We start from the raw sequence: 26,832 nt of genomic DNA on the forward strand, positions 1-26,832 counted from the left end.
CACTAACAACAAGAATTAACTTTAGATTCAGTGGAAGTTTTACAACAAGACGTATTTTCTATTTTTTGAACTTCACTATCTGCTTTGGTATAGAAGAATTCCCACTCATTTCCGTCTGGATCTGTTACCCAAAACTTATCTTGTACCGCGTAACAACAAGTTGTATCCATTTCTTCTCGTGCGAAGAAACCTTCTTTTTCTAGTCTTTCCTTATGAGTTAAGATTTCTTCAGCTGTTTCAACTTGGAAACCAAAGTGATTTACTTGATTACCCACAACTTGATCACGAACATTTATCGTGAAATTAAGACCTGGATTTTCTAACAGAAACTTCGCATAACCTTCCTTCACTTTAACGGGTGATAAACCAAATACCTTTTGATAAAAAGCGATTGATGCCTCTAAATTTGTCACGTTAACCCCTACATGAACATATTTCATACAGAATTCCCCCCTTAATTTATAAATCAAAAAAAATTGATTTAATGATTAAAAAAAATTAACAACAATTACTGCTACGGTTACCGTTATCTGATTTTCGGAAAATACAACAAAGCTCTTCTGATAGCAAACTGTTAACTTCTGTGTCGTTTAAATCGTAATAGCTCCATGTACCTTTCGTCTCTTTGACAATGAGCCCTGCGTCCAACAAGATTTTCAAATGATAAGAAAGCTTTGATTGTGTCATATCAAACGTTTCGGTTAAATCGCATACACATGTACTTCCTCTTTGGCAGAGCTCATACATGATTTCTAGACGCTTCTGATCAGCTAACGCTTTAAATTTCTGCTCATATTTCTGGAACTGTTGTGTCATCTCAGTCATATGCTTTCTCCTTCATCAAATTTTCTTGATGAATTTAGTATATGTTAATTTACCAAATAAATGCAATATATTAATCAAAAAAAATTGATTTAATTAAAATTCCTTGTTCAACTAGACTGCCAGTTAGTTTAATAAGAAAATCAAAATTCTACTATAAAGTCCAATAAAAGTTAAAACGCTAAAAATAGAGAAAGATGCCTAAGCTAAAAACGTAAAATATGGAGGATTACGCCTTCTTTTTTTCAACTATAATCCCCCCTATTTTTAAAGTATTACTATTTTAATAAGCTATAAAAATAGTTAGAACTTTAAGTACTTTATGTTGCATACCAATTTTGGAAAGTAGTATCAAAAAGCAAAAAAAGAGAAATTGCCGAAACAATTTCTCTTTTTCATTCTATTAACCTGCAAGATCATTCGAAGGTCTAGCAGTTTGTTCTCTTTTCCCTGGTTTAACAAAGACCATTGCAACCATTCCTAGTGTTACTGCGATTGATGCTGCGATAAACATTGCACTATATCCGTGTTTTGCTACTAGGCTACCTGTTAAGGTTGGTGCAATAATTGTTGCTAGGTTTGCGATGAAATGTGTTACACCACCAAATGTTCCAGCTTTTTTTGGTTCTGTATCTAATACGACTGTCCAATAAATCGAGTTTGGTAGATAGTTAAATGCATTACCAATACACATTAAGATTAGGACTGCTGTAGCACTTTGAACGGTTGGAATTAGCATGAAACAAATTGCTGTAAAGAATAAAGAAATAACTGTAAACCATGATCTAGCAATACGTAAATTTCCTGTTTTTCTAAGAAGTGAATCTGATATTTTTCCGCCTAGTAATCCTGTGAAAATAGCTCCAATCCATGGAATCATTCCAACAAATCCTAGTGATGCTAATGAAAAACCGAATTCATCTTGTAAATATTTTGGCGTCCAAGTAAGTAATAATATATTTACATATAAAAAGGCAAAATATCCAATTGCATTCATTACTAGATTAGGATTTTTGAAAAAATAGTACCATGGTGTAGATTCTTGTTCACTTTTTCCACTAACTGGATTATTCAAACGGATGGTCTCAAGTTCTTGTTTTGTGACATTTGGATTTTCTTCTGGTAAGTTTGTAAATACTTTAGACCAAATAAATGCCCAAATTAGACCAACTACCCCAAGAATAATAAATGTCACTTTCCAATTTGCAACTGATAATAGAGCAACTACGATTGGTGCAGTAATAAGTGCCCCTACAGGTGTACCTACTAAACCAAGTGCAACTGCAAACCCTCTTTCTTTCGGAGAAACCCAGTTGGCCATAGTTTTATTCATTGTTGAAAGGGTAGGTCCTTCTGCAAATCCGAATAAAACTCGGAAAACTGCGAAACCAGCTAAAGCTGATCCACCAAATAATGTTGCACCTAAATGACCAGCAAATACAGTACCTAATTCAAAAATTGACCAGGCAGTTGCGGCAAGTAGCCACATAAATCTTGGTCCTTTTTTGTCAGCGAAAGCTCCTCCAAATAATGCACCGAAAATATAGCCATATCCAAAGTAACCTAAGATTTCACCCCAGCTAACTGGACTTAATCCAAACTCTTTAATGATTTCTGCCTGTGCATATGAAATTGCACCTCGGTCAATATAATTAACAATCGTGATCATAATGATCATAAAAATGATAAAGAATCTATAATTATTTTTCATTAAAAGATAGTTCCTCCTATTAATTTTTTTATTAGAAGAACCCGCCATTTATTTATCATTTTCTACTACTTACACAATCTTTTTACCTTTTTTCCAAACAGATTTCACATGGTTAACACCGAATAAATATTGTAATTCTTGATAGTTTTTAACATTCCATAATACAATGTCTGCTTGCTTTCCAACTTCAAGTGATCCGATTTGATCTTGGCGATTAATAGCACACGCAGCGTTGTATGTTGCTGCAGTTAAGCTTTCAGCTGGAGTAAGTCGCATCGAAATACATGCTAAGTTCATTACAAGCGGCATTGAAGTTGTTGGTGAAGAACCTGGATTGCAGTCAGTTGAAATAGCTACTGCTACTCCTTCATCAACCATTTTTCTTCCTTTTGCAGCATCTTCACGTAAATAAAGTGCTGTTGCAGGAAGAAGACAAGCAATTGTTCCTGATTTAGCCATTGCAGCAATGCCTTCATCAGAAGCTTTTAATAAATGCTCGGCTGAAATAGCACCAACTTTTGCTGCTAATTCCGCTCCGCCATACGGTTCAATTTCATCAGCATGAATTTTTGGAATTAGATCATATTTTTTACCTGCTTCTAAAATTCGCTCTGATTGTTCTGGCGTAAATACACCTTTTTCGCAGAATACGTCATTAAATTCAGCTAATTTTTCCTCTGCAATGATTGGTAGCATGTCGTTAATTAAGTGATCAACAAAATCGTCTTCTCGTCCTTTAAACTCTTTCGGCACTGCATGAGCACCCATAAAAGTAGGAACTAATTCAACTGCATGCATATATTTTAATTTTTTCATAACTCTTAACTGCTTTAGCTCGGTTTCTAAATCCATACCATAACCGCTCTTACTTTCTACAGTAGTCACGCCATGTGTTATGAATGAATCTAGACGTCGCATCGTTTGTGCCATCAATTCTTCTTCAGTTGCTTCACGAGTCATGCGGGCAGTCGCATGAATTCCGCCACCCGCATTCATAATATCCATATATGTTGCACCTTCAAGACGCATTTCAAATTCACGTTCTCGGCTTCCACCATACACAACATGTGTATGTGGATCCACTAGACCAGGAGTAACAAGTTGGTTTGATGCATCTACTACTTCTGCTTCATGAATTTTTTCTGCATAGCGATCTTGAATTTCTTTTGTTGTACCAACAGCTTGAATTACTCCATCTTCAATCCATAAGCTACCGTCTTCAATTAAACCAAGCTCTGACATTGCTTCCTTTGAGCGAGGTCCTTTCACTTCAGAAGCTAGCGTTGCTAATTGAGCTGCATTTTTAATCCAAATTGGTTTTGTCATTACTTATCAGTCCCTTTATCAAGCATTGGAATATTTACTCCTCTTTCACGAGCAGTTTGTTTAGCTAGCTCATAACCTGCATCAGCGTGACGAACTACACCCATTCCAGGGTCTGTTGTTAATACGCGCTCAATACGTGCTTCTGCTTCTTTTGTACCATCTGCAACAATTACGACACCAGCGTGTAATGAGTAACCCATTCCTACTCCACCACCGTGGTGAACTGATACCCAAGTAGCGCCACCAACTGCATTAATCATTGCATTTAAGATTGGCCAGTCTGCTACTGCATCTGATCCATCCATCATGCTTTCAGTTTCACGGTTTGGAGATGCTACAGAACCTGAGTCTAAGTGGTCACGTCCAATTACGATTGGAGCTTTTAATTCGCCACTTGCAACCATGTCATTTAAGATTTTACCGAAACGAGCGCGCTCTCCATAACCTAACCAGCAAATACGAGAAGGTAAGCCTTGGAATTGAACTTTTTCTTGTGCCATACGAATCCAGTTACATAAATGCTCATTATCAGCAAATTCACGTAAAATAGCTTGGTCAGTTTTGTAAATATCTTCAGGATCACCTGATAATGCTACCCAACGGAAAGGTCCTTTACCTTCACAGAATTGTGGTCGGATATAAGCTGGAACGAATCCTGGGAAATCAAATGCATTTTCTACGCCTTCATCCTTCGCAACTTGACGGATGTTATTACCGTAATCAAATGTCACAGATCCTTTTTCCATCATTTCAAGCATTGCTTTAACATGAGTTGCCATTGAAGCTTTTGAACGAGCAACATAAAGTTCTGGATTTGAAGCTCTTAATTCTGCAGCTTCTTCTAATGACATCCCTGATGGAGTATAACCGTTTAATGGATCATGTGCTGACGTTTGGTCAGTTAATACTTCTGGAATAAAGTTTCTAGCAATCATCTCTGGTAAAATATCAGCTGCATTACCTACAAGACCGATTGATAATGCTTTACCTTCTTTTTTCGCTTCTTCAGCAAGACGAATAGCTTCATCTAATGAATCTGTTTTAACATCTGTATATCTAGTTTCAATACGACGATCGATTCTTGTTTCATCTACATCAATACCGATACAAACTCCGCCATTCATTGTAACAGCAAGTGGTTGAGCTCCACCCATTCCACCAAGACCAGCAGTAACAGTAATTGTACCTGCAAGTGTGCCATTGAAATGTTGTTTCGCTAATTCTGCAAATGTTTCGTAAGTTCCTTGAACAATACCTTGAGAACCGATATAAATCCAGCTACCAGCTGTCATTTGTCCGTACATCATTAAACCTTTTTTATCTAATTCGTGGAAAGTATCCCAATTAGCAAAAGCAGGTACTAAATTTGAGTTAGCAATTAAAACACGTGGCGCATCAGTATGAGATTTAAAAATCGCAACTGGTTTACCAGATTGAACTAATAATGTTTCATCATTTTCTAAATTCTTTAATGAATCAACAATCGCATCGAAGCACTCCCAGTTACGAGCTGCTTTACCAATTCCACCATATACAACAAGATCCTCCGGACGCTCCGCTACATCTTGATCTAAATTATTCATTAACATACGAAGAACTGCTTCTTGTTGCCAACCTTTTGTATTTAATTCCGTACCTCTATATCTAACTACTTTATCAACTGTAACCGTATTCATAATTTAATACCCCCTTGATGTGATATTTTCAGTCTAACACGAATTTTCCGATATTTTATTATAAAATAATGATTATTTTATAATTTATTTCACTTCACTTAACTTTAAGTTGTATTTTTATAAATTATCTCAAATCAGATTAATTATTTAGTCTATTTTACGATTTAGATCGGAATGCACGAATGATTTGTAATAAATAATAAACCCAAAATTTAAGCCCGCATCATCGATTAATGAATAATCGTCGATACAGGCTACTATTAACTATTTTTATATAATTTACGAATCATTCTGATTTGGCCACGGTGATTGATTTCGTCCTCAAAAACATGAAACCATTTAAAGTAATTTGTAGCTTTATCTCTACCAAACTCTGTCTGCTCATATAGCCACTCATCTGAAAGTGTATTAAATTTTGCATAAGTTTCTTCTCGAACTGAGTTTAAAAGATTAATATAATAGTCTGCATCATTACCTTTAATTGTCTTCCTAGCATGATCATCTAAGTCTAAACCAGGTAACCATTTCTCTTCTTCTTCAGAATTTAAATCTCGATTTTCAAATGTATTAAGTTGATACCAATATTCAACTCCTGCCATATGAGTTAACAACATCCCAATTGTATTACCTGTTGGAGTGTGCAGGTAATCTAACTCCTCCACTTTAATATCTATAATAGCTTCAAGAGTTGTATATCTTACATAATTCATCATTGAAATTAGAGTATTAAAATCTCCTTTTACGCCTTCTTGTTCGCCAACTAATAGTAATTTGTTCCATTCGTACATAGTTGCAACCCCTTTCATTTTTTTCTACTTAAAAATTTAATTTTATAATAATTTATTAATAGAAAAAAGTTAATTATGATGCATCTGCATGAAGACGATGCTTTTTGCAACAATTACATTGAAATAAATAACCTTGTAATTTACCATCATTTTTTAAAGCATCTTTAAATTCTTGAATTGATAAGCCATATTCTTCACTTAGCCTGTTTAAGTCTGTCTCTAATTCTTTTTCTAAATGTTTAACTTCTTCCCATCCAACATAATCAATAATCGAACAGAAATCTCCACAATGACTAAGCCAGTATTCTTGTTGCCACCCCGTATAACCAGGAGTTCGATAAATCAATTCATCTATAAATTCATCACTGTCAACTTCATCACAAGAATCAAAATCTTGAAACTCACCATCATATTTTTTAGCTGCTGAACCATCTGCGATACACCATGGACAAATTCCTTCAACATCTTCTTCTGAGTAAAATGAACCATCGTAAACAAAATTCCGTTTCTGCTCGCAAACAGGACAAACTGTCTCTTCTTCAACTATGACACCTAATTTTATTGGATTTGGATTGTATTTAAAAATTGGTAGATTCACTTATTTTCACCGCCTATTCTCTGTAATTATCGATCAAATTTATTATGGTTACATTATACTAATATGACAAAAAAAGACTACTATAGCAATAGCAGTCAATTTTGGGAATACTATAGTCTTTTAAACCAATTCCTACAAACCAGATCGATAAACTAAAGGAGTACATCCCTCAAGTTGTTTGAACTTTGCATTAAAATATGATTGGTGAGAATAGCCAATTAATCTTGAAATTTCATCTAGTGGTAAGTCTGTTTCATCTAATAATCGTTTTGCTTCTCGAATTCTCACTTCATGGAGCGTCTCTCTAAATGATTGATTGGATTCGGCCGCAAAGCGACGACTAAGTGTACTTTTATTAATTCGGAGTGCATCAGCACAATCCGTTAAACTCCATCCGGCATCCCAATAATTCGATTCAATTAATTCCCTTGTTTTCTCAACTAATGTACGATGTCCTTCTTGGGAAGAATCATGACCTTGTAGCAATAGACTTGTTGTAAAATCATGCAGTTCTTGAACAATTTGATAAATGATCGGTCCATGTACAATTTTTTGGAAAATATCATAATAGGTACCTTCCCAAGATGCAGTTTGAAGATTATTTGATTTCATATATCTTCTTATTTGTGCAAGTACACTTGTTAATCGGATTCGAACAATTTCTGGATCTGGGTATGGCTGCTGAAAGGTTAAAAATTCTCGTTCCATCCAGTCTCGAATTGCTTTTGCATCTCTTCTTTCTAACATTTCAATCCATTGGCGTTGCTCTAGAGGTGTAAGGAATGGATCCTTCTCTTGATATGTCATTGGTTCGTTTTCTGCCAAAATAATATCATAACCTTCAAAGAAGATTCTCCGTGTTAACTGAAGTGTTTGCTCGAAAATTTCTTTTAATGTTTCTTGCTGAGAACCGACTTTCATTACGATTGCAAGAGGCTCATCCATCATTTCTTTCCAACGAGCAAGAAATGCATTATATTCGTCCTGCAATAACACTTCATCAACTTCATGTACACATAAAATAAAGTCAGATCCTACAAATAAACGATTTTTCCCTGTAAATGGATTTCGTTCTAACGCTTTATAGACAAGAGGAAGTGTCCCAGAATTCGGTGTCAAAAATGCAACCATCGTAATCGGACCATCATACATGCGTTCATTCAAAAAAAGGTCAGGATAATCTATATTAAATGAGCTTATTTCTTCATTTTTGTTTCTAGTAAAATAACGTTCTTTGTTACGAATTTGATAGCGTAATTGTTGAATATGCTTAATTAAATCAGTAGGAGAAAATGGGCGAAACAATACATCCTCCGCTCGATATTGTAGTGCAAGATAGGCAGTTTGAAAAATTCGCTCGGATGAAATACCTAACCAACGAATTGAAAATTTTTGGATTAAATCACCAAATCTTTCACTCTCATTTTTCCAATGGTCCATATCAAATATGACAAGGTCCGGCTGCTGCTTTTGAATAGCCTTTTCAAATTCCCCCATCGTTTTCCAAGAAACAAGGTTAATACCAGTAAAGTGCGATTCCACGACCCACCTAATCCCTGAAGCTTCTAACTCATCTTTTGCAACTAAATGAATTTCCATCGTGTTTCACCTTCACTTCTAACTTTTTTATATCATAATAGCAAATTTTTTTTGTTTTTGTAGATTAAAAACGCTTAATTAATCTTTTTTAATGAAATAGTATTTGAAGTGATTGTTGGATTTTAAATTTTCATTCTAAAAAAAGTGCCTCAAAAGCGTGTAAACTTTTGAGGCACTCACAAATGAATTATTATTTCTGATTAAACGGTGTAACAGGAGGCATAATATGTACTTTTTTATTTGGATAGATTCTTGCAATCACTGTTGATTGTGATAATCGTTTAATATCCTTGCCAGGTAGCTCCATTGATACACCATTCAGTGCAGTCTTATAAACATGCCTAATCGTATAAGGAACATTTTGGTCTTCTAAGAGAGTTTTTATTTCTTCTTGAAATTTTGCATGACTTTCTTCTACTTGCTTAGTCGCTTCTTCTAAAGTAAGTTGTTTTCCAGCTGCCTCAGCTTCCTTTACAGCCACCACAGCAGGCTTCGTCTTGAATTCAATAATAATTGAAGTCATTTGGTTAGTTGAAAAATCAATTGATGGATCTACATAAAAAGAAGGGTTCATTGTAACATTCGCCACCTTTGTCTCATCTGAATTTTTAGTTGTATTAAGTGTATTCCCATTACATCCGCTCATAATAAAAAGCATTAAAATAAATAATATACTTCCTCTATAAAAATTCTTCATATTTACTACATCCCCTTCAAAAACTGTTTAATAAAAAAAGACAACCTATCAGGATTTTATCCTTTAGAGTGTCCTTTCAAACATTATTTTACGTAGGTAAACAAAGTGTAGAAGAATGGGCATTAGTTACATCCTATAATTATCATTCAAAAATTCAATATGATAATTAATAGTCCTTAAATATTGTTTTGTTGTATCTTTAGAAAGACTTTTAATCCTCTTTAGCATATGAACACTTAATACTTTTTCATTGTTATAAATTCTATATTTTTTTAAAGTTGAAAGTCTATAATTATATTGACTCGCTTTTACTTCATTTAGTTTTTTTACATTTATTAGATAATCTGTAAAGTTCATAATTGCCCCTCCTACTTGTATAGAACAACGATTTTTCGTAAAAAGAACTAGTCCTATTATTAAAACCTACTTAGGACTAGTTCTTTGTATCATTCTATTTGGCATGTCTACTAATTATACCTCTAAAGTTTTATTTGTTTGATGTTTCAAGATTCATTAGTACTATGAGAAAATAAAAGAAAAAAAGGAGAGCAAAATTCACTCCCCCTATTTATCATCACACTACCTAAAATACCCATCCAAACTGACTACTATAGCGTATACTAGAAGGCTTTGTCTCAATTATTCATTTAATTAATCCCTAACTCTAGTTTAATCTCATCAATCGTTTTTCCCTTATATTTTTTAACCGGTTTTGGTGCATCCCCAACCGTTGGATTTTGCATTAAGTAATTTTTCTCAAAAAAAGTAAAATCTTTTGCATCAACGATATTATCAAAATTAATGTCTGCGCTTCGTTTATTCGTACCCCAATATGTTTGGATGAATAATGCATCCTTTATGTCAATTACATTGTCTTTATTTACATCTCCTGCAATTGGTGCTTTAAAGTTTATTTCTGGATTCCAATGTGCAGTTGGCATTCCTTCGTCATTTAAAAAGCCCACATGGAATGGAACATACATTGTAAAATGACCTGGTAGATCAAGTGACGCTTCCAATTCTTCAATTGTAACTGGTAGTTTTTCTACAGTTGGTGAGCCGTATGTATTGATTACCCCTGGATATATATTTCCACTTTGGTCTTTTACAGATAGCACTGCACCGATTTTAGATGGATCTACCCTCCAACTTTCCCTCCCTTCTCTTTTTAATGATTCTGGGATTCCAAAACCTCCAGTAATTTTGGAATAGGTTGGTTGGCTCCAAATTGGAGTAATCGCCGAAAACATCGAGATAGTTTGGTTCGCATCATTCTCATACGATGCTGTTGGTGATCTGAAAGTTGATAGCATATTATATGAGTCATTTTTTACTTTTAATGTGAGTTCTGCAAAAGATACATCACCAGTTACTTTACCTTCTGTCATTTCTACATTTACATTTAAATTTGTATATGAACCAGATTGAGCTGTGGTCGTTGAGATTTTAGCAGTTCCGAATTTTTCAATAGCTGGATTCAGTTTTACATCTACTAACTCCAGTTGGCCAGTAGTAAAACCGAAGCTTGTTATTATTTTCTTCGCATCTGTTAGATTACTAGCTTTTAAAGTTACCTTAACACTTTCACCTTGATTCACAATTTTTTTATTTACACTTCCATATACAATTGGAGTGCCTTCTGGGATAAAAGTATAGTACTTATAACGGTCACCGATTGCCGCTGAATTATATCCCGCAAGTTCTACATTAAAGCTTTTCGCACTTATTGGAATATTGTATGCGAAGTCTCCTTTTCCATCGACGTAAAATCCGTTTGTAAACAATGAACTATTATTTTTCTCCATAACAAAATTGCCAGATTGATCTATTGAGATTCCTTGCCTTTTATAGTCATCTTGTGTTTTATCAAACACTCTACCTTTAATTGGAAATGATGTCTTGCCAGGCTTATACTCAATTACTCCTTCTTCTAAATCTGTCGTAAATTTAGGAGGTGTAATATCAATCATCGTATGGTCAACCATCGTAAACGTTTTTCCTTCTCGATTTGTACCAATTATTTTTACTTTATAATGACCTGGACCATACGGTACCTTTTCCTTTATAGTTGAAATTGGTTGCTTCGGATTTCCAGTAAACGGTAAGTAGTACCCTGTAAAAACACCATCAATATAATAATCTGTATTTTCATTGTACTGAGATGTATTTAGTGTTCCTAAATAGCCAATCTCTTTATCAGTTTCGCTGTCTAATAAAACAAAATCAATTGTTTCCATACTCGATCTAGCATTAAAAACTACACCTGTCGCGTAGTTTAATAAAGGATAGAAATTATTGTAATCTGAAGTCTGCATCTTATTGTATGTTGCCATCGAATTAAATCCATCTTCTACATAATGGACACCAAATGGAAGTTGATATTTTTCAGTTGGATCCGCATTATTTGTAAATACAATATAACCTTCGTATATTCCTTTTTCCGCAGATTTTGGAATGTTTAAATTCATTTTTATTGATTTTGAACTAATGCCATTTAACTTAACGGATGTAGGCCCTGCAATTGTTAATTTATTTTTTGCAGCATCTTTTGAACCTCTAAGTCCAGTTTGAAATTTGGCTTCAATACTAAAGATTTTCGCTTTTTCACTTCTATTCTTCATAGTAATATTTCGTGTTGAAGTTTGATCTAAATCATTAAAACTAATTGAACCAAAGCTCATTGCACCCGTTAACTCGTTAATAGATTTTTCTTTTCCATCAATAATCATTGGTGTTTTATCAACAACACTAATTTCAACATTTGAATGAATAGCTTCATAAGCATCTACTCTTCCACTACCAATCTCATAAACACTATAATCTTTCGATAATGAATCAGCCGTATTCATTAAGATTGATTTTACGTCTGCTGGTTGTAAATCTTTATTAGATTGGAGTAATAATGCTGAAACTCCTGCAACATAAGGGGTTGCCATCGATGTTCCTGATAAACGTTCATAGGCTATTTTATAGTCTTCCGATCTAGTTCCATCTGCTGTTTTATTATTAACATAAAACGGAACAGTTGAAAGTACAGCAACACCAGGTCCGGTAATCTCTGGTTTGATATCATAATTTACCCTCGAAGGACCTCTTGAGCTAAATACCGCTAATTCATCATCTGCCGTTTTTACTTTTGTAAATTCACCAAATGTAAAATCAGTATCCCCGGCTTTCATCGCTGTTGAAATTGCCATTCCGTCTTCATATGAAACTGAAAAACTAGGAATTGAATTGACCGATTCACCTAAATACGCTTGGATTAGTCCTTCAGCTTTATTCACTTCATTGTTATAAATAATTACGCCAGCTGCGCCTTTACTTTTAGCTAGTTTAATTTTATCTACAAATACAGTGTCTCCACGAGAGATAAAAGCTATTTTTCCATTTACATCTTTACCGTTATAATCTGTTGCCTTACCAAGCCCAACGTCTACTAATTTAAACGTTTTTCCTTTTAAAGTTGTTAAATCATCTGAATAATTTCTTGCCATCTCTCTAACAGCATAATTTTTGCCATTTTCTAATCCAGTAAACTGAAACATATTAATTGCAGTTGAGGAAGCTCCAACAGTTAATGCTAAAGCTGATGAACCTGGAGAACCAAGAGTATACATTTGGTCTCCACTATTACCTGCAGCAACTACAGTTGTTACACCACTTAAAACTGCATTGTTAACAGCAACTGATGTAGCATAAAGAGGATCATTAATTGATGCCCCTAACGACATGTTTATAATATCCATTCCATCTGCAACAGCTTTATCTAATGCAGCAATAATATTAGCAGTTGTCCCACTACCATATGGTCCTAATACTCTATAAGCATAAAGATCTGCTTCGGGAGCAGCGCCAAGTGTTTTATACTCACTATTAGCAACACCACGACCGCCTATTATTCCAGCAACGTGCGTACCGTGTTCTGTATAATATGTATTTGAGCCAGAAAGCTCAGGCTGACCAGATTTTTTCCAATCCGCATACGTTGTTTCCATCGGATCATTATCATTGTTAACAAAATCATATCCACCTTTATATGCGTCCTTTAAATCAGGGTGATTATAATCAATTCCTGTATCAAGTATACCGATTTTGATACCTTTTCCTGTATAACCCTCTTCATGTAAACGATCTAATCCATCATACGGTGTATAATTAGTGACATTAAACTCATCAGCTTTTAACTGCTCATTATTTTCTGCTTGTTTTGGTGGATCAATTGAAAACTTTTCATTTTTCCAAACGGCTTTAACAACTTTTGATTTCAAAAGATTTTTAATTTGATTTGCTGGCAAGCTCATCGCTACACCATTGAACGCATGCTTATAAGAGCGATTAATTTTAAAATTTACTTTTGATTTATTTCCATCAATTAAAACCTTATTTACATCTGTCTGGAAATCCTCATGATCTTGATCTACTAGTTTAGAAGCTTCCGTTTTAGAAAGCTGCTTTCCTTCTGCATTTAATTCAAGTTGTGCAACCTTTTCGGGTTTATTGGAAAACTCAACGATTACATCTGTTTGTTCATTGGAATTTAAATCCATATGTGATATTTGAAGACCTTTCGACTCATTAGATGATAGCTCTTTTAAAGCTACCCTTTGTGTTGGTGTTAATTTTGTAAGAATTTCTTCTGCTTTTGAATAACTATCAGCTTTTGAAACATGACCTACATTTCCTAAAGAGGCCAAAATTAAGCTTGATGATAACGCTACGATTGTTATACCTTTTAGAAAATCTCCTTTGTGTAAATTACTCCCCATCTTCTTCCTCCTATTTTCCGACTACCTTCTCAATTATTCTGAAAATTCAATCGGAGGTCAAACGGGTTATTTTAATGTAGTAAAATCAACACTTCTAAAAAAAACAGACTATTTTCGACTATTTTCGATAGAAAATGAGCAAGAATTTGTGTAAGTTTGAAGATTAAGTCGTTAAACTAAAAAAATCCTATTGAAATTTAAATTTCAATAGGACTTAAATAACTAGATTTAAAACAAAAAAACAAATTAGGTCTATTTATAATACTTTAATTTAATTGATTCATCGTTACAGAAAAGATATAGCTTTGATACTTATCACAGCCTTCATACCTAAATCTCTTTCCGTCTTTTTTATATTCTCTACCATCTTCTTGAAAACCTAAATCTTGTAAAGCGTCTTTAATTGAACCATTTTCGTAATCTTTTCCGACTTGGAATTCGATACTCAAATTACTCACCCTTTTACTAGTTTTTATTATTTATTTTGGTAATTTTAGGGTGATTTTATACTTGAGAGTAATCATCTAATAATACTACTTTTGCTACGAAATCATGTTCAGAGTTTAGTGAATTACTTATTTCTAGAATGATATCATCATAATCTCTTTCGATACGTGGCCAACTAGTCGGTCTATAACCCGTACTCATCGTGCAACCTCTTTCTAAAATATCTCCAAACAGAAGCATCTGATTCTTCCATTGATGTCATATCTGAAAGTGGCTTTGATCCTAGTGTATCTTCATATGGACCCTTATATTTAATTTCAAAAGCTGCGTTTTGATTTATCAAAAATACTTTTTCATCTTGGTCCGTACCATTAGATTCTGGATTACTATTTTCCCATTCATTTACTATTTCTTGAACTGGATAGACTTTCCCAGTCCTTGATTTCCAAAGAGTGTTACTTTTTATTCTAGCTTGCTCGTTAGTTTCTTTTCTTTGATAGCCAATAAATCGTCCGTCATTAATCCAGTTATTTATAGTAGTAATACTTACTCCAAAATAAATAGATAATTGTCCTGTTGTATATTCACTTACAGACTCATCTTGATTTGAGGCCACATCTGCTAACAAAATTAGTATTTCTCTGTAATAAGTTTTTAACAACTCTGAATCAGATAAAATCTGTTCGCTAAGCTTGCTATATTGTAGCTTGTTACCTTCCCTCTTATCTACATAGTTCACCAACACTTTTGTATTTCCGACTTTACCTTCTAACTAAATTAAAAAATAATCATTTACTAATATAATAATTTCCATACTTTTTCTCTTTTTAGACTCCTTTTTCTTGAGTTAATTTTAACCAAAAAAATACATATTCTTAATAAAATTCGATTTTTTATTTACCATTTTTTAACTAAAATCAATACTTTTTAACTATTTTAAAGATTCTGAATTAATATTTCCTCGATATTTCCGCTTATTTTTTTCTCTCATAACGCAAGAATTGACGAATTTTGTAGTTTGATAAACCAGTTTTTCGGATGATACGATGAATTCCTCAATACCACATTTGTTAACCAAGGGGAGGAATTTTTAATGAACAAAAAAGTTTTAGCGGTTGGATTATCTGTAGGTTTGGCGGCAAGTAGTTTAGCGGTAACTAATACATATGCTGCACCAAAAAATGTATTGTCAAATTACAAGTACAACAAATCAGTAGGATCTCCTGAATTCGTTTCTGGACAGCTGACAAAACCATCAGCTAAGAATGCTGAAAGCGTTGTAAAAGCTTATGTAAATGCTAACAAAGATAAGTTCAAACTAGGTTCAAAGTCTGCAAATGAGTCGTTCATTGTTAAGTCTAGCAAAAAAGATACTTATGGTACCGCACTTCACTTACAACAAGTTTATAATGGTGTTCCTGTATGGGGATCTACTCAAACGGCTGTAGTTGGAGATAATGGTGCTCTAAATGTTTTCTCTGGTACAGTAATTCCAAACTTAGATACTAAAAAAGGGTTAAAATCTACTAAAAAAGTTAACGCTAATAAATCTATCAAAATCGCAGAAACAGACCTTGGATATACTCCTGTCTATGAAAAAGACCCTACAGCTCAACTAGTAGTTTATACAAGTGGTGATGATGCTACATATGCTTATCAAGTAAACTTAAACTTCCTTTCTCCAAAACCAGGAAACTATAATTATTTCATTGAAGCTTCAACAGGAAAAATTTTAAATAAATATAATAGTATTGATACAATGGACAGCATCCATGCTGCTAGTAAATCAGCTGGAGCATCAGTTGCTAAACCATCAGTTACTGGTACAAATGTAACTGCAACAGGAAAAGGTGTACTTGGTGATACAAAAACATTAAATATGACTCAATCTGGTTCAACTTATTATTTACAAGACAATACAAGAGGAAACGGTATTTTCACATATAATGGAGCTAATCGTACTACTCTTCCTGGTACACTATTGACAAGCACTGACACACTACTAAATAGTACAAGTGAAGCTGCAGCAGTTGATGCACATTATTATGCTGGAAAAACATACGACTATTACAAAACTGTTTTTGGACGTAATTCATTTGATGGTAATGGTGCTGCCTTAAAATCAACTGTCCATTATAGCCGTAGTTATAACAATGCATTTTGGAACGGTTCTCAAATGGTTTATGGTGATGGTGATGGAACAACATTCACTTACTTATCAGGTGGACTTGACGTAGTAGCGCATGAGTTAACTCACGCTGTTACTGAAAGAAGTTCTAACTTAATCTATCAAAATGAATCTGGTGCATTAAACGAAGCTATTTCGGATATTTTTGGAACTGTAATTGAGTTCTATAATAATAACAATCCAGATTACGAGATTGGTGAAGATATCTATACACCTGGTATTGCTGGTGACGCTCTTCGTTCAATGAGTGATCCAACTAAATATGGTGATCCAGATCATTACTCAAAACGTTACACTGGAACATCTGATAATGGTGGCGTTCACACAAATAGCAGTATTATCAATAAAGCTGCTTACTTAATTTCAGCAGGTGGAACTCATTATGGTGTAACTGTTTCAGGCATCGGTATTGATAAATTAGGAAAAATTTTCTATCGTGCAAATACTGTTTACTTAACTTCTTCAGCAACTTTTAGTCAAGCACGTGCAGCACTTGTACAATCTGCTGCTGACCTATATGGTGCAAGTTCTGCTGAAGTAACAGCTGTTAATAATGCATTTGATGCAGTTGGTGTAAAATAAAGTTTGATTTATAAAGAAAAAGATGCCTCATAAGTGTAAGTACTTATGAGGTTCTTTTTTGGGTGAATGGAGGCAGCGAATTCCAATGCTTTTTATTGAGAAACTTTCGTACCGTTCAAGAAATTGAGTAATTCATTAAATGTATTTGGGGCAGCTTTCGTATTCATTTGGAACTGGTATTCATGAGTGTTCGCGCTTTTCTATGTTAATCTAATTTCGTTCACGTATTAGATTAATAACATTTTCTTAAGCGCATTGTAAATACCATGTTCATTGCAACTATCTGTGATTAAATTAGCTTTCTCTTTTACCGCAGTTTCAGCATTTCCCATTGCAACGCCAATTCCTGAATGTTCCATTAGTTCGATGTCGTTCATTCCATCACCGAAGAAGACAATATCTTCTTGCTTAAATCCATTTTCTTTAGCGATTTTCAAAATTGTCTTTGCTTTCGAACCCTCTCTAGGAATGACATCTGAGCCATATTGGTGCCAACTCACATATCGGAATTCGCTGATATCATATTTATGAAGATCTTCAGTCTTACAAAAAAGCATAGCTTGAATAATGGAATTTTCTTTCCAATACATTTCATCAAAATCAGGGATAATCAAACCTAAACTTTCATAAGAACTTGTTAATGACTCTCCAGGTTCTTCAAAATGTCTTTTTACTCCGTCCAATGTTTGGAACACAATCTGGTCATTATTTTCCTTCGCAATATTAATTAGTTTCATAATCGATTCTTTTGAAAATACTTCCTCATGTGCTAATTCATGGCGGACATACCCTACTGACCCATTGCATAAAACATAAGTATCAATTTCGAGTTCGTCGACAATTGATATTGCAGAAGTGTAGTCTCTTCCTGTTGCGATTACGATTTCATGTCCATTTTCTTTAAGAGAAACTAAAGCTTGTTTCGTACTATCTAGAAACTTCATTTCAGTCGTTAATAATGTTCCATCAATGTCAAAAACTATAAATTTTTTACTCATTTTCTTTCCCCACATTTTTCTCTATTTTTTTTATCTTTAATTATGCTTTAAACAGAATCTCTTTCTACAATTCGATAAGGTATTTTTATTTTTTCTCTAGATTTCTTTATGACAAGGCTACAAGCTTTTTCACCGATTTTCGTTAATTGGTGATCCACTGTAGAAATTCCCATCCCGATACCAATTGGTTGATTTTCTTGACCAATGATTGCTAAATCAGTAGGGATTTTCACTTGTTGTGACTTTGCGTATAAAAACATGCCCCCTGCCACTTCGTCTCCATTTGCATAGATAGCAGTTGGCTTTTTTTGTAATTCCAGGAATTTCTTTGCAGCTTCATATCCGTCTTCTAAGCAATGACAATCTGATAGATGGTATTCAGGTTGAAGTTCACCAAAAATCTCATTGTAAGCAGTAATCATTTGTTTCGTGCTATTACTTTCCAGCCTAGCTGTTGTGAATGCTACCACAGCATGCCCTTTGTTTTTTAAAAGTTGGAAAGCATCTAGATAAGAAGAATAGCGGTCCATATAAGAACAACCAATTTCTTTGTGTTGTGTATATTCACAAGCAACAATTGAACCATATTCGCTAAACGGAATGATTGTTTCCCAATCATTTGCTCGTGAAGTGATAATGATGCCATCATACAGCTTGCTTTTTAACTTTTGCAAATACTCCACTTCTTTTTCTTTACGATAATTTGAAGGAAGTACCGTTATCAAAAAATCTTTCTCTAATGCCTTGTTCAGTATTCCGTTTAATATTTGATCAAATGCTGGATTGTTGTTATATGGGAGAATAACACCAATTGTCCTTGTTTCTCCTCGAATTAAATCAATTGCATTTTTATTTGGTGTATAGTTCATTTCTTCAATAACTTTTAGAACTGCCTCTCGTTTATCACTAGCAACATACTTATAATTGTTTAAGACTCTAGAAACAGTAGAGACAGATACACCTGCTAATCTTGCAATATCGTTAATATTTGCCATCACACACCTCCAACACATATGAATTTTTAGGATTTTTATGTTTTAACATTCATTTTGGAAAAAGCGTTTATAAAGGAAACAAGGTTTCCACTGTATGCCCATCTTACCGTAATCCTGTGTTCTCCTACAATGAATGTAGAATGTTCAAACTCTCTTCTTTCTCCTTCAAACCAGAAGGATTTTTCCAAATTTAATAGCTTATTGCTTACAATATATAATCTTTTATTGGTTAAATACAAATCTCCAAAGTAAATATTCTGTGTTCCATCAAAGATATCCAATAAACCTCTAACGGTAGACAATAGATGTTCATCGTATTTAAAATCAATTTTACTGTTCATCTTTTTTCTCCCTTCGTTGAAAATCGGCTTACTTTCAATCTAATTTATGAAATGGATTTCAAGTCAAGAGAAAAAATCAAACTAAATTTCAAGCCAGCTATCTGGAAGTAGATTAAGGTTAATAGCCATAAGAAATAGAGAGAACAATCAAAAAAAAAGTTGGAATCATCTTTTTTATTGATTCCAACTTTTTTATATACTGACTATTTTTGGCTGTTGTGTATCGCCTGCTTTTCCAAATACTTGTACATCTTTTTCATATTTTCTGGTGCGTCCAATGGGTCTTTTACAATCATTTCAATAATACAGAGTCTTTCAGAACATTCAATTTCAGCTTGGTTAATTGCCTGTTCAAGCTCTCCATTGGTACTGACAATCGCAGTAAACGCATTGCCCCCAAAGGCTTCAGCCAGCTTAGTATAAGACCACCTAGGGATTTTGTTGTATTTTTGATTTTTAGTTTTGACATTTAAATATTTTTCAATCGTATAACCGTCATTGTTTAAGACGAAAATGATAGGTTTACAGCCGTAATAGAGCATCGAGCTGATTTCTTGAGCAGTTAACTGTAGTGATCCATCACCTGTGAACAGTAACACCCGACGTTCTGGAGCCGCGATACTTGCACCGAACGTCGAGGGGGTTGCATATCCAATGGATCCCCAGCCTCCTTGCCCAATATATGTAACATTACTCGGCAGCCTCACCTCCGCCATACCATTGAAGAGTGTACCAATCTCAACAATCAAAATGTCATCCTTTTTCAGCATACGTTGAAAAAGTGGATAATAGCCGGCCGCTTTAAGTGGTTCATCATTACTTACATTGTTTTGATTGTATGGAAATGACACCTGTTTGAGTAATCCTTGACCTTTATAACCAACATTTTGTACTGCTTGAAGCATGTCGGTAGCAAGAACGTTTGGATATACTGCACCTGCAATTTTAACTAGGTCTGATTGGATATCGATTGTCACCATTGAATTCAGTTTTGCGGTAAAATTCGCTGTGTTGGTGTCCGCGGGTACCAAGCCAATCGCAATGATACAGTCTGCATTTTCTACCGTACTTTGAACTTCAGAACATCCAAACGAGCCTAAGTACATTCCGATATAATTAGAATGGGTTTCATCGAATGCCCCTTTACCAAACATCATGGAAACAACGGGTATATTCATTGCGTCAACTAGCTGCTTAACTGCAGCCTGAAGGCCAAAACGTATGGTTTTCACATCCACTAGGATGACTGGCCGCTTTGCACAATCTAGCAACTGCCGGACATGTTCTGCTGCTGCCTGAAGAGATATTAAGTTAGACGTTTTTTGTTGTGGTGTTGGTTCTATCCGGTTCATAATCGGCTGATCAACTAAATCATCGGCCACAACGAGGTAAACAGGCTGTTTCTTTTCTTTTGCAATGCGAATAGCAGCCGGAATTTCAATCATGGCATTTTCAGGTGTGATAACGGCATTATAGGCCGTTATCTGTTTATACATATTGCGAAATACATTAAAATCTCCATCCATTAAAGTGTGGTGCATCAGTTTGTGTTCTTTTTGATCTTTTTCTTTTGGCGAACCAACAATATGAATTATCGGAACATGTTCACTATATGCTCCTGCTATCGGATTACATGCGTTCAACTCCCCAACCCCAAACGTCGTAATAAGAGCGGAAATCCCCTTGATTCTTGCGTAACCATCTGAAGCATAACCCGCGTTTAGTTCGTTCCGACCTTCGATAAACTGGATTCCGTTATATCGCTCCAAAGTATCAAGTAGTGAAAAATTATAGTCTCCTGCGACGCCAAAAATTTTTGTAATGCCTTCTAGCTTCAAGCAATCAAACAAAAACTGTCCAACTGTTTTTTGGGCCATTCCAGAAAGCGTGTCGGGATTAACCGTATTCTTCATTTTATCCATTACACACTCACTCCTTTACCAGTGTTTATAGCTTGTTCATTTTTCTAGTACCCTTTTTATTCGTACCCTTTCATTGAAGAGGCTATACGGATGTTTGGAATAAGGAATACTGTAAAGCCAATACAAAACAACAAAAGGACAAATTCGAATTAACAAATTTGCCCTTTTTTATTTTTTTCCACTTCAGATATTATGATCAACAAATAAAGTGATTTTTATTGAAAATTATACTGCTGAAAAAAGATGGTTATTGAATTGTATTTTTCAACATATTGTACATATTTGTAACATGTTCATCGACTTGATCTCGTGACATACGAAGTCGTTCAACTGATGTTCCATATCCAATTTCTTGTTTCCCTTCTTTTAATCCCTTGAAAATACCATCTGCGAATTCATCTAAAGGTTCGCCGTGAGTATGCAATCCTGTTCCTCCTAAATCAGTATTAACTGCCGGAGGAGCAACTTCAATTACTTCTACAGATGTTTCGGAAAGTTGATGACGTAAACTCATTGTAAAGGAATGAATTGCTGCTTTTGTAGCTGAATAGATTGGAGCAATGACCAAAGGAGTAAAAGCTAATCCCGATGAAACATTCATAATCGTTGCCGCTTCTTTTGTAGCAAAATATGGAGCAAACATCATAGATAGATGGAATGGTGCTTCAATGTTTGTTGTGATTTCTTTATTGAAATAATGCCAATCGTTCTGAGCATCTGCTTTTAAAACATTAAAACGTTGTTGAATCCCTGCATTGTTCACTAGCACATTCACTTCTGGATAATTCTTTGTTACCCAATTAAACAATGATACACGTTCAGACTCAGAACTCAAATCACTAACATATGTAATAAGATCTGGAAATTTTTCTTTCGCATTTTTAAGGACATTTTCACGTCGTCCAGTCACTATGACTTTATTTCCCGATTTAATAAACCGTTCTGCAAAAGCTAATCCGATCCCAGTACTTCCACCTGTAATAAGGATTGTATTTCCTGAAAGTTTCATTTTAATTCCTCTTTTCCATATATTTTCCACTTGATATTATACTTTTTTCAAAAATCCGATTGATTTGTATAACGATTAATTTTCAAATCAATCCCCTCTAACGATTTGGTCATTAACGAAATTTCTTCAAGAACTGCCTGCTTATGATTCCTCATCATTTCAAGTCTGAGATCAACCGTTTTATCTCCTTCTACGACCCAATCAATATATTGCTTAATACTACTAATGGACATATGCGTATTTTTTAAACAAATAACGGTTTCAAGGAGTGACATTTGATTTTCTGAAAATAGCCTTCTACCTGCTTGATCACGCTCAATCAGTGGTAATAGCCCTTTTTTTTCATAATAACGTAAGGTTGATTCAGTAATATTGAACTTTGCTGCAGCTTCACTAATTGAACAATATTTCATTGGGACCCCCAAAAATATAGCTTTCATTGTCGACAAGAATATCATACGACTTAAACTATGGTTTAAGTCAACAAAAGAAAAAATAAGATCGACTAGTTTGTCGATCAAATTTGTTTAATATACTCATGTGTGGATGAATACGACTTTACATTTTCATCCTAAACTATTAAGCCATTCTTTATAGAATCTTTGTTGTTCATCAATGCTAACAAAATTCAAATTAAAGTCACAATCAAATAGATCGACTAGATCCTCTGATTTGGCTTGTTTACCGGACTGTAATTTATAAGCTAAACGTCCATTCCCCATAGATAATGACATTGGAGATGGATAAACATCTAATGCAGCTCCATTGCAATGAATTTGAATGTTCATTTCTTCTAAATCTTGTCTCAGCATTAATAATGCATCAAAAAAGTTTTCGTTAATATAACAAAAGTCTTGGCCGTTTAATCCTATTCTTAACATAACCATATCTTCATTGTTTGGTGCTTCTTCAAATATTTCTAGTATTTCCTCGGATTGCTTCTTTCCTTGTGAAACAAATTTAATTATTTTCTCCTCTTTTATCAATTAAAACACCTCTAGTATATGGCACTGAGTTCTCCAATATTTCATTCTAAATCTCTACCAATCGCTCTTCCTGCTTGTCTACCTGAAAATAAACAACCACCTAAAAATGTTCCTTCCATCGCGCGGTAACCATGTACACCACCACCTCCAAATCCAGCAACTTCACCTGCTGCATACAATCCAGGAATTGTATCTCCTGAAGAATTTAATACATTACCATCTAAATTTGTTTGAAGCCCACCTAGTGTTTTACGACTCACAATATTTAAACGGACAGCAATTAATGGACCGTTTTTAGGGTCTAAAATTTTATGAGGAGATGCAACACGAATTAATTTATCACCAATATAATTTCGCGCTCCTCTTAAGGCAGTGATTTGTAAATCTTTCGTAAATTTATTATCCATTTCACGATCACGTGCGATTAGTTGACGTTCGATTTCATCATAGTTTAGTAAATTTTCCCCGGTTATTTTATTCATGCCTTCGACAAGCTCTTCTAATGTGTCTGCAACGACAAAGTCCTCTCCTTTTTCCATAAAAGCTTTTACAGGTGCTGGTATCCCTGAAGTTGCCCTTTTCATCACTTGTTTTATGCTCTTTCCTGTTAAATCAGGATTTTGTTCCGAACCTGAAAGTGCAAACTCTTTTTGAATGATTTTTTTCGTTAAAATAAACCAGGAGTAATCATAACCAGTTTGTTGAATAGTTTCTAATGTACCTAAAGTATCAAAACCAGGAAAATTAGGTGCAGGAAATCGTTGTCCACGTGCATCTAACCAAATTGATGATGGTCCAGGAAGAATACGGATTCCATGATTGCTCCATACTGGATTCCAGTTTTTTATGCCTTCAGTATAGTGCCACATTCGATCACGATTAACAATTCGACCACCTGCATTCTCAGTAATAGCAAGCATTCGACCATCAACATGTGCTGGTACACCAGATATCATCCTTTTCGGCGGGGTACCTAGTCGACTTGGCCAATTTTGGCGTATTAATTCAAAGTTCGCTCCAATACCGCCACTTGATACTAAAACGGCTTTTGCCCCATATTGAAAGTCACCAATTATTTCACGAGAGCTATCTTCTCCTCGCTCTGATTTACTTGGTTCTAATAAAGAACCACTTACCCCGACTACTGCTCCATCTTGTGTTAATAGTTGATCTACACGATGACGGGACCTAAATTCTACTAAACCTTTTTTCATATGCTCGCGAACTCTTCGTTCGAAAGGAGCAACAATTCCTGGCCCTGTGCCCCATACTATGTGAAATCGTGGCACGGAATTCCCATGTCCCTCTGCAAGATATCCACCACGTTCAGCCCAACCGACGATTGGAAAAAATCTCACACCCAGGTCATAGAGCCATTGCCTTTTCTCACCTGATGCAAACTCGACATATGCCTCTGCCCATTTCTTTCCCCAATAATCCTCATCATCTTCTCGATCAAATCCCGCTGTTCCAAGCCAATCCTGCCAAGCTAATTCCTTCGAATCCTTAATTCCTAATCTACGTTGTTCAGGAGAATCTACTAAAAATAACCCACCAAATGACCACCAAGCCTGACCACCTATTGATGTTTTCGGTTCCTGGTCTAATAACAATACACTTTTCCCAGCATCAGCCATCTCAGCAGTTGCAACTAAACCAGCCAATCCTGCGCCAACAACAATCACATCGAACTTCTCCATCCAACTCCCCCTCCTTTTAAGCCTTCTAATCTATAAAATGATGAATTTTTCGGTACAAAAACAGTTTTCTAAATTTTCAGTTATCATTTAAATAATACAGCAAATAGTAAGATAATAAAAGGAAAGAAGGTTCATCAATCGTGAACCTTCCTCCTTATTTCTATGCTTTTGTTGACCATAAACCTAATGTACATTTTTCTTTTTAAATCTTCCACCACGTACTTCTGCAATATCTGAAATAGCTAAAAAGGCAGATGGGTCAATGTCATCAACAATTGTTTTTAATTCTGCTTCCTCTAATCGAGTGATAACACAATAGATAACCTTTGTAGTTTCACCTGAGTATGCTCCAGTACCATTTATATATGTAACACCACGGCCCATTCTAAAAAGAATCGCTTCTCCAATATCATCATTTTTATCACTAATGATCCATGCTGATTTTGATTGTTCCAATCCTTCAACTACGATATCAATTGTTTTAAATGCGACTAAATATGCAATAATTGAGTACATTGCGCGATCCCAAGAGAAGATAAATCCAGCAGCTCCTAAAATAAATAAGTTGAAGACCATAATGATTTCACCAACGGAAAAAGGAATCTTACTATTAATAATAATCGCTAGAATCTCAATTCCGTCCAGTGCGCCACCAAATCGTATGGCTAATCCTACTCCTACACCTACGACCATTCCTCCAAAAATTGTTGCAAGTAGAATATCTTCCGTAAAAGCAGAGATATGGTGAAATCTGCTTGTTAAATAAGAAAGAACAGTGATACCAAGAATGGTGGAAATTGCAAATGTTTTCCCAATTTGCTTATAACCCAAATAAAAAAAAGGTAGGTTTAGTACAAATAGAAATACCCCAAGTGGAAGTCCTGTAAGATGGGAAAACATAATTGAAATGCCTGTTATTCCACCATCAATAACATCATTTGGAACTAAAAAAATTTCAAGACCAGTTGCTACAAGTAAAGCACCTACTAGCATTGCGATTGCTCTTTGTACAATCTTCATTTTGTGAGATTTACCGTTTGTTGCATGTATTGCTCCTGCCATCTCAAATACCGTCCTAACTGTTTTGTAAAATTTTTCTACATTTAATATTTGCTCTTATGCTCAATTTATACTAATTAAGTTCATTCACTGGACATTCACAATTTGTTCAAATATAATTAGCTAGACAACTATTTTAATTAGCTAGCTAACTAATTTTCTCAAGGAGACTTTTTTATGCGCAAAAAGCAGCCTTTCTTTTTTTTATTAAATCAAACTACACGTCAGTTTTCGAAATCATTTAATGAGCATCTCGTTCCTACTGGATTGTATTTAGCACAATGGTCCGTGATTCATTATATCCATTTACATGGACCATGTACTCAACGAACAATTTGTTCGAATTTGAATATTGAGCCACCTACATTGACACGTACACTACGTAGAATGGAAACTTTAGACTTAATCGTTCGCAAAGAAGGAACGGATAAAAGAGAAAAAATGATTCATCTAACTGATAAATCTATAAATCAATTTGATAGTTGGAAAGAACAAATCATCTCATTTGAGAATGATGTTATTAAAGATATACCCGATGAAGAGCTTGATATTGCACTTCAAGTTTTTCAAAAAATGATGAACAATATGAAAGCGTCGGAGGTTACTAAACAGGGGGAATAAG

General features: G+C 34.7%; 25 protein-coding genes. 2 read left to right on the plus strand and 23 right to left on the minus strand.

The features are described from left to right. Positions 1 to 2: 2 nt before the first annotated feature. From AB1282_RS24495 to AB1282_RS24560, 14 genes are all read right to left on the minus strand, one after another. Positions 3 to 440: an ArsI/CadI family heavy metal resistance metalloenzyme gene (locus AB1282_RS24495; RefSeq protein WP_429900889.1), complete on the minus strand. Its 438-nt coding sequence runs from the start codon at positions 438 to 440 to the stop codon at positions 3 to 5. Positions 441 to 498: 58 nt separating this feature from the next. Then, positions 499 to 816 carry an ArsR/SmtB family transcription factor gene (locus AB1282_RS24500; RefSeq protein ID WP_429901224.1) on the minus strand — a complete coding sequence of 106 codons (318 nt, stop codon included), beginning with the start codon at positions 814 to 816 and terminating at the stop codon, positions 499 to 501. Between the two features lie 409 nt (positions 817 to 1,225). Next, entirely contained in the window at positions 1,226 to 2,533 is a 1,308-nt protein-coding gene (locus AB1282_RS24505; RefSeq protein ID WP_056472983.1) for an MFS transporter, read from the minus strand. 69 nt (positions 2,534 to 2,602) lie between these two features. Then, a complete protein-coding gene (hutI, locus tag AB1282_RS24510; RefSeq protein ID WP_429900891.1) occupies positions 2,603 to 3,859 on the minus strand; it encodes an imidazolonepropionase in 1,257 nt (418 codons plus the stop codon). Continuing rightward, the gene (hutU, locus tag AB1282_RS24515) at positions 3,859 to 5,535 is read right to left on the minus strand and encodes a urocanate hydratase (RefSeq protein ID WP_390311726.1); all 1,677 of its coding nucleotides are present in this window, start codon (positions 5,533 to 5,535) and stop codon (positions 3,859 to 3,861) included. The genes hutI and hutU overlap by 1 nt, the downstream gene beginning before the upstream one ends. Before the next feature lie 260 nt (positions 5,536 to 5,795). Further along, positions 5,796 to 6,323, minus strand: coding sequence for a DinB family protein (locus tag AB1282_RS24520; RefSeq protein ID WP_056472973.1), 528 nt, complete (start codon positions 6,321 to 6,323; stop codon positions 5,796 to 5,798). Positions 6,324 to 6,396: 73 nt separating this feature from the next. Further along, a complete protein-coding gene (locus tag AB1282_RS24525; protein WP_056472970.1) occupies positions 6,397 to 6,921 on the minus strand; it encodes a CbrC family protein in 525 nt (174 codons plus the stop codon). A gap of 132 nt (positions 6,922 to 7,053) precedes the next feature. Continuing rightward, positions 7,054 to 8,520 carry a response regulator transcription factor gene (locus AB1282_RS24530; protein WP_056472968.1) on the minus strand — a complete coding sequence of 489 codons (1,467 nt, stop codon included), beginning with the start codon at positions 8,518 to 8,520 and terminating at the stop codon, positions 7,054 to 7,056. 190 nt (positions 8,521 to 8,710) lie between these two features. Continuing rightward, the gene (locus tag AB1282_RS24535) at positions 8,711 to 9,217 is read right to left on the minus strand and encodes a protease inhibitor I9 family protein (protein WP_429900894.1); all 507 of its coding nucleotides are present in this window, start codon (positions 9,215 to 9,217) and stop codon (positions 8,711 to 8,713) included. A 126-nt stretch (positions 9,218 to 9,343) separates the two neighbouring features. Next, positions 9,344 to 9,574, minus strand: a complete 231-nt coding sequence (locus AB1282_RS24540) for a hypothetical protein (RefSeq protein WP_056472965.1) — start codon at positions 9,572 to 9,574, stop codon at positions 9,344 to 9,346. Between the two features lie 290 nt (positions 9,575 to 9,864). Beyond that, on the minus strand, positions 9,865 to 13,983 hold the full coding sequence (locus tag AB1282_RS24545; RefSeq protein WP_429900896.1) for a S8 family serine peptidase: 4,119 nt from the start codon (positions 13,981 to 13,983) through the stop codon (positions 9,865 to 9,867). 266 nt (positions 13,984 to 14,249) lie between these two features. Beyond that, positions 14,250 to 14,432 carry a hypothetical protein gene (locus AB1282_RS24550; RefSeq protein WP_056472960.1) on the minus strand — a complete coding sequence of 61 codons (183 nt, stop codon included), beginning with the start codon at positions 14,430 to 14,432 and terminating at the stop codon, positions 14,250 to 14,252. A gap of 55 nt (positions 14,433 to 14,487) precedes the next feature. Continuing rightward, positions 14,488 to 14,631 carry a hypothetical protein gene (locus tag AB1282_RS24555; RefSeq protein ID WP_156339692.1) on the minus strand — a complete coding sequence of 48 codons (144 nt, stop codon included), beginning with the start codon at positions 14,629 to 14,631 and terminating at the stop codon, positions 14,488 to 14,490. Further along, positions 14,615 to 15,175, minus strand: coding sequence for a hypothetical protein (locus tag AB1282_RS24560; protein WP_156339691.1), 561 nt, complete (start codon positions 15,173 to 15,175; stop codon positions 14,615 to 14,617). The genes AB1282_RS24555 and AB1282_RS24560 overlap by 17 nt, the downstream gene beginning before the upstream one ends. 348 nt (positions 15,176 to 15,523) lie before the next feature. On the opposite strand from AB1282_RS24560, the gene AB1282_RS24565 reads away from it, so the two are divergent. Continuing rightward, complete coding sequence (locus tag AB1282_RS24565; RefSeq protein WP_056472956.1) at positions 15,524 to 17,200, plus strand: M4 family metallopeptidase; 1,677 nt, start codon at positions 15,524 to 15,526, stop codon at positions 17,198 to 17,200. A gap of 227 nt (positions 17,201 to 17,427) precedes the next feature. Here AB1282_RS24565 and AB1282_RS24570 read toward each other — a convergent pair whose 3' ends face one another. The 9 genes from AB1282_RS24570 to AB1282_RS24610 all read right to left on the minus strand — a co-directional run bounded on the left by AB1282_RS24570 (position 17,428) and on the right by AB1282_RS24610 (position 26,213). Continuing rightward, on the minus strand, positions 17,428 to 18,198 hold the full coding sequence (locus AB1282_RS24570) for a Cof-type HAD-IIB family hydrolase (protein WP_056472950.1): 771 nt from the start codon (positions 18,196 to 18,198) through the stop codon (positions 17,428 to 17,430). A 47-nt stretch (positions 18,199 to 18,245) separates the two neighbouring features. After that, positions 18,246 to 19,193: a LacI family DNA-binding transcriptional regulator gene (locus AB1282_RS24575; RefSeq protein WP_429900899.1), complete on the minus strand. Its 948-nt coding sequence runs from the start codon at positions 19,191 to 19,193 to the stop codon at positions 18,246 to 18,248. Positions 19,194 to 19,228: 35 nt separating this feature from the next. Beyond that, the gene (locus AB1282_RS24580) at positions 19,229 to 19,534 is read right to left on the minus strand and encodes a hypothetical protein (RefSeq protein ID WP_429900901.1); all 306 of its coding nucleotides are present in this window, start codon (positions 19,532 to 19,534) and stop codon (positions 19,229 to 19,231) included. Between the two features lie 203 nt (positions 19,535 to 19,737). Beyond that, positions 19,738 to 21,456, minus strand: coding sequence for an alpha-keto acid decarboxylase family protein (locus tag AB1282_RS24585; RefSeq protein ID WP_429900903.1), 1,719 nt, complete (start codon positions 21,454 to 21,456; stop codon positions 19,738 to 19,740). Between the two features lie 247 nt (positions 21,457 to 21,703). Next, positions 21,704 to 22,465, minus strand: a complete 762-nt coding sequence (locus tag AB1282_RS24590) for an SDR family oxidoreductase (RefSeq protein ID WP_429900905.1) — start codon at positions 22,463 to 22,465, stop codon at positions 21,704 to 21,706. A 47-nt stretch (positions 22,466 to 22,512) separates the two neighbouring features. Beyond that, positions 22,513 to 22,878 carry a MerR family transcriptional regulator gene (locus AB1282_RS24595; protein ID WP_082459519.1) on the minus strand — a complete coding sequence of 122 codons (366 nt, stop codon included), beginning with the start codon at positions 22,876 to 22,878 and terminating at the stop codon, positions 22,513 to 22,515. Between the two features lie 153 nt (positions 22,879 to 23,031). After that, positions 23,032 to 23,451: a hypothetical protein gene (locus AB1282_RS24600; RefSeq protein ID WP_216600080.1), complete on the minus strand. Its 420-nt coding sequence runs from the start codon at positions 23,449 to 23,451 to the stop codon at positions 23,032 to 23,034. 41 nt (positions 23,452 to 23,492) lie between these two features. Continuing rightward, positions 23,493 to 25,151: an FAD-binding dehydrogenase gene (locus tag AB1282_RS24605; RefSeq protein WP_056472936.1), complete on the minus strand. Its 1,659-nt coding sequence runs from the start codon at positions 25,149 to 25,151 to the stop codon at positions 23,493 to 23,495. 183 nt (positions 25,152 to 25,334) lie between these two features. Beyond that, entirely contained in the window at positions 25,335 to 26,213 is an 879-nt protein-coding gene (locus AB1282_RS24610; protein ID WP_056472933.1) for a YitT family protein, read from the minus strand. A 174-nt stretch (positions 26,214 to 26,387) separates the two neighbouring features. Here AB1282_RS24610 and AB1282_RS24615 point away from each other — a divergent pair, with 174 nt between their 5' ends. Beyond that, positions 26,388 to 26,831 carry a MarR family winged helix-turn-helix transcriptional regulator gene (locus AB1282_RS24615; RefSeq protein ID WP_056472930.1) on the plus strand — a complete coding sequence of 148 codons (444 nt, stop codon included), beginning with the start codon at positions 26,388 to 26,390 and terminating at the stop codon, positions 26,829 to 26,831. Position 26,832: the final 1 nt, after the last annotated feature.

The organism is Gottfriedia sp. S16(2024) (genome assembly GCF_050473765.1).
In the GTDB taxonomy this organism is placed as follows: domain Bacteria; phylum Bacillota; class Bacilli; order Bacillales; family Bacillaceae_G; genus Gottfriedia.

What these genes read in the sequence shown, in the direction of transcription:
- AB1282_RS24595 (WP_082459519.1), bottom strand. Translation starts at nt 22,878, where the DNA reads ATGAAATATTGTTCAATTAGTGAAGCTGCAGCAAAGTTCAATATTACT.
- AB1282_RS24575 (WP_429900899.1), bottom strand. Translation starts at nt 19,193, where the DNA reads ATGGCAAATATTAACGATATTGCAAGATTAGCAGGTGTATCTGTCTCT.
- AB1282_RS24535 (WP_429900894.1), bottom strand. Translation starts at nt 9,217, where the DNA reads ATGAAGAATTTTTATAGAGGAAGTATATTATTTATTTTAATGCTTTTT.
- AB1282_RS24545 (WP_429900896.1), bottom strand. Translation starts at nt 13,983, where the DNA reads ATGGGGAGTAATTTACACAAAGGAGATTTTCTAAAAGGTATAACAATC.
- AB1282_RS24565 (WP_056472956.1), top strand. Translation starts at nt 15,524, where the DNA reads ATGAACAAAAAAGTTTTAGCGGTTGGATTATCTGTAGGTTTGGCGGCA.
- hutU (WP_390311726.1), bottom strand. Translation starts at nt 5,535, where the DNA reads ATGAATACGGTTACAGTTGATAAAGTAGTTAGATATAGAGGTACGGAA.
- AB1282_RS24585 (WP_429900903.1), bottom strand. Translation starts at nt 21,456, where the DNA reads ATGGATAAAATGAAGAATACGGTTAATCCCGACACGCTTTCTGGAATG.
- AB1282_RS24530 (WP_056472968.1), bottom strand. Translation starts at nt 8,520, where the DNA reads ATGGAAATTCATTTAGTTGCAAAAGATGAGTTAGAAGCTTCAGGGATT.
- AB1282_RS24580 (WP_429900901.1), bottom strand. Translation starts at nt 19,534, where the DNA reads ATGAACAGTAAAATTGATTTTAAATACGATGAACATCTATTGTCTACC.
- AB1282_RS24505 (WP_056472983.1), bottom strand. Translation starts at nt 2,533, where the DNA reads ATGAAAAATAATTATAGATTCTTTATCATTTTTATGATCATTATGATC.
- AB1282_RS24520 (WP_056472973.1), bottom strand. Translation starts at nt 6,323, where the DNA reads ATGTACGAATGGAACAAATTACTATTAGTTGGCGAACAAGAAGGCGTA.
- AB1282_RS24540 (WP_056472965.1), bottom strand. Translation starts at nt 9,574, where the DNA reads ATGAACTTTACAGATTATCTAATAAATGTAAAAAAACTAAATGAAGTA.
- AB1282_RS24610 (WP_056472933.1), bottom strand. Translation starts at nt 26,213, where the DNA reads ATGGCAGGAGCAATACATGCAACAAACGGTAAATCTCACAAAATGAAG.
- AB1282_RS24615 (WP_056472930.1), top strand. Translation starts at nt 26,388, where the DNA reads ATGCGCAAAAAGCAGCCTTTCTTTTTTTTATTAAATCAAACTACACGT.
- AB1282_RS24570 (WP_056472950.1), bottom strand. Translation starts at nt 18,198, where the DNA reads ATGAGTAAAAAATTTATAGTTTTTGACATTGATGGAACATTATTAACG.
- AB1282_RS24495 (WP_429900889.1), bottom strand. Translation starts at nt 440, where the DNA reads ATGAAATATGTTCATGTAGGGGTTAACGTGACAAATTTAGAGGCATCA.
- AB1282_RS24500 (WP_429901224.1), bottom strand. Translation starts at nt 816, where the DNA reads ATGACACAACAGTTCCAGAAATATGAGCAGAAATTTAAAGCGTTAGCT.
- AB1282_RS24605 (WP_056472936.1), bottom strand. Translation starts at nt 25,151, where the DNA reads ATGGAGAAGTTCGATGTGATTGTTGTTGGCGCAGGATTGGCTGGTTTA.
- AB1282_RS24555 (WP_156339692.1), bottom strand. Translation starts at nt 14,631, where the DNA reads ATGAGTACGGGTTATAGACCGACTAGTTGGCCACGTATCGAAAGAGAT.
- AB1282_RS24590 (WP_429900905.1), bottom strand. Translation starts at nt 22,465, where the DNA reads ATGAAACTTTCAGGAAATACAATCCTTATTACAGGTGGAAGTACTGGG.
- hutI (WP_429900891.1), bottom strand. Translation starts at nt 3,859, where the DNA reads ATGACAAAACCAATTTGGATTAAAAATGCAGCTCAATTAGCAACGCTA.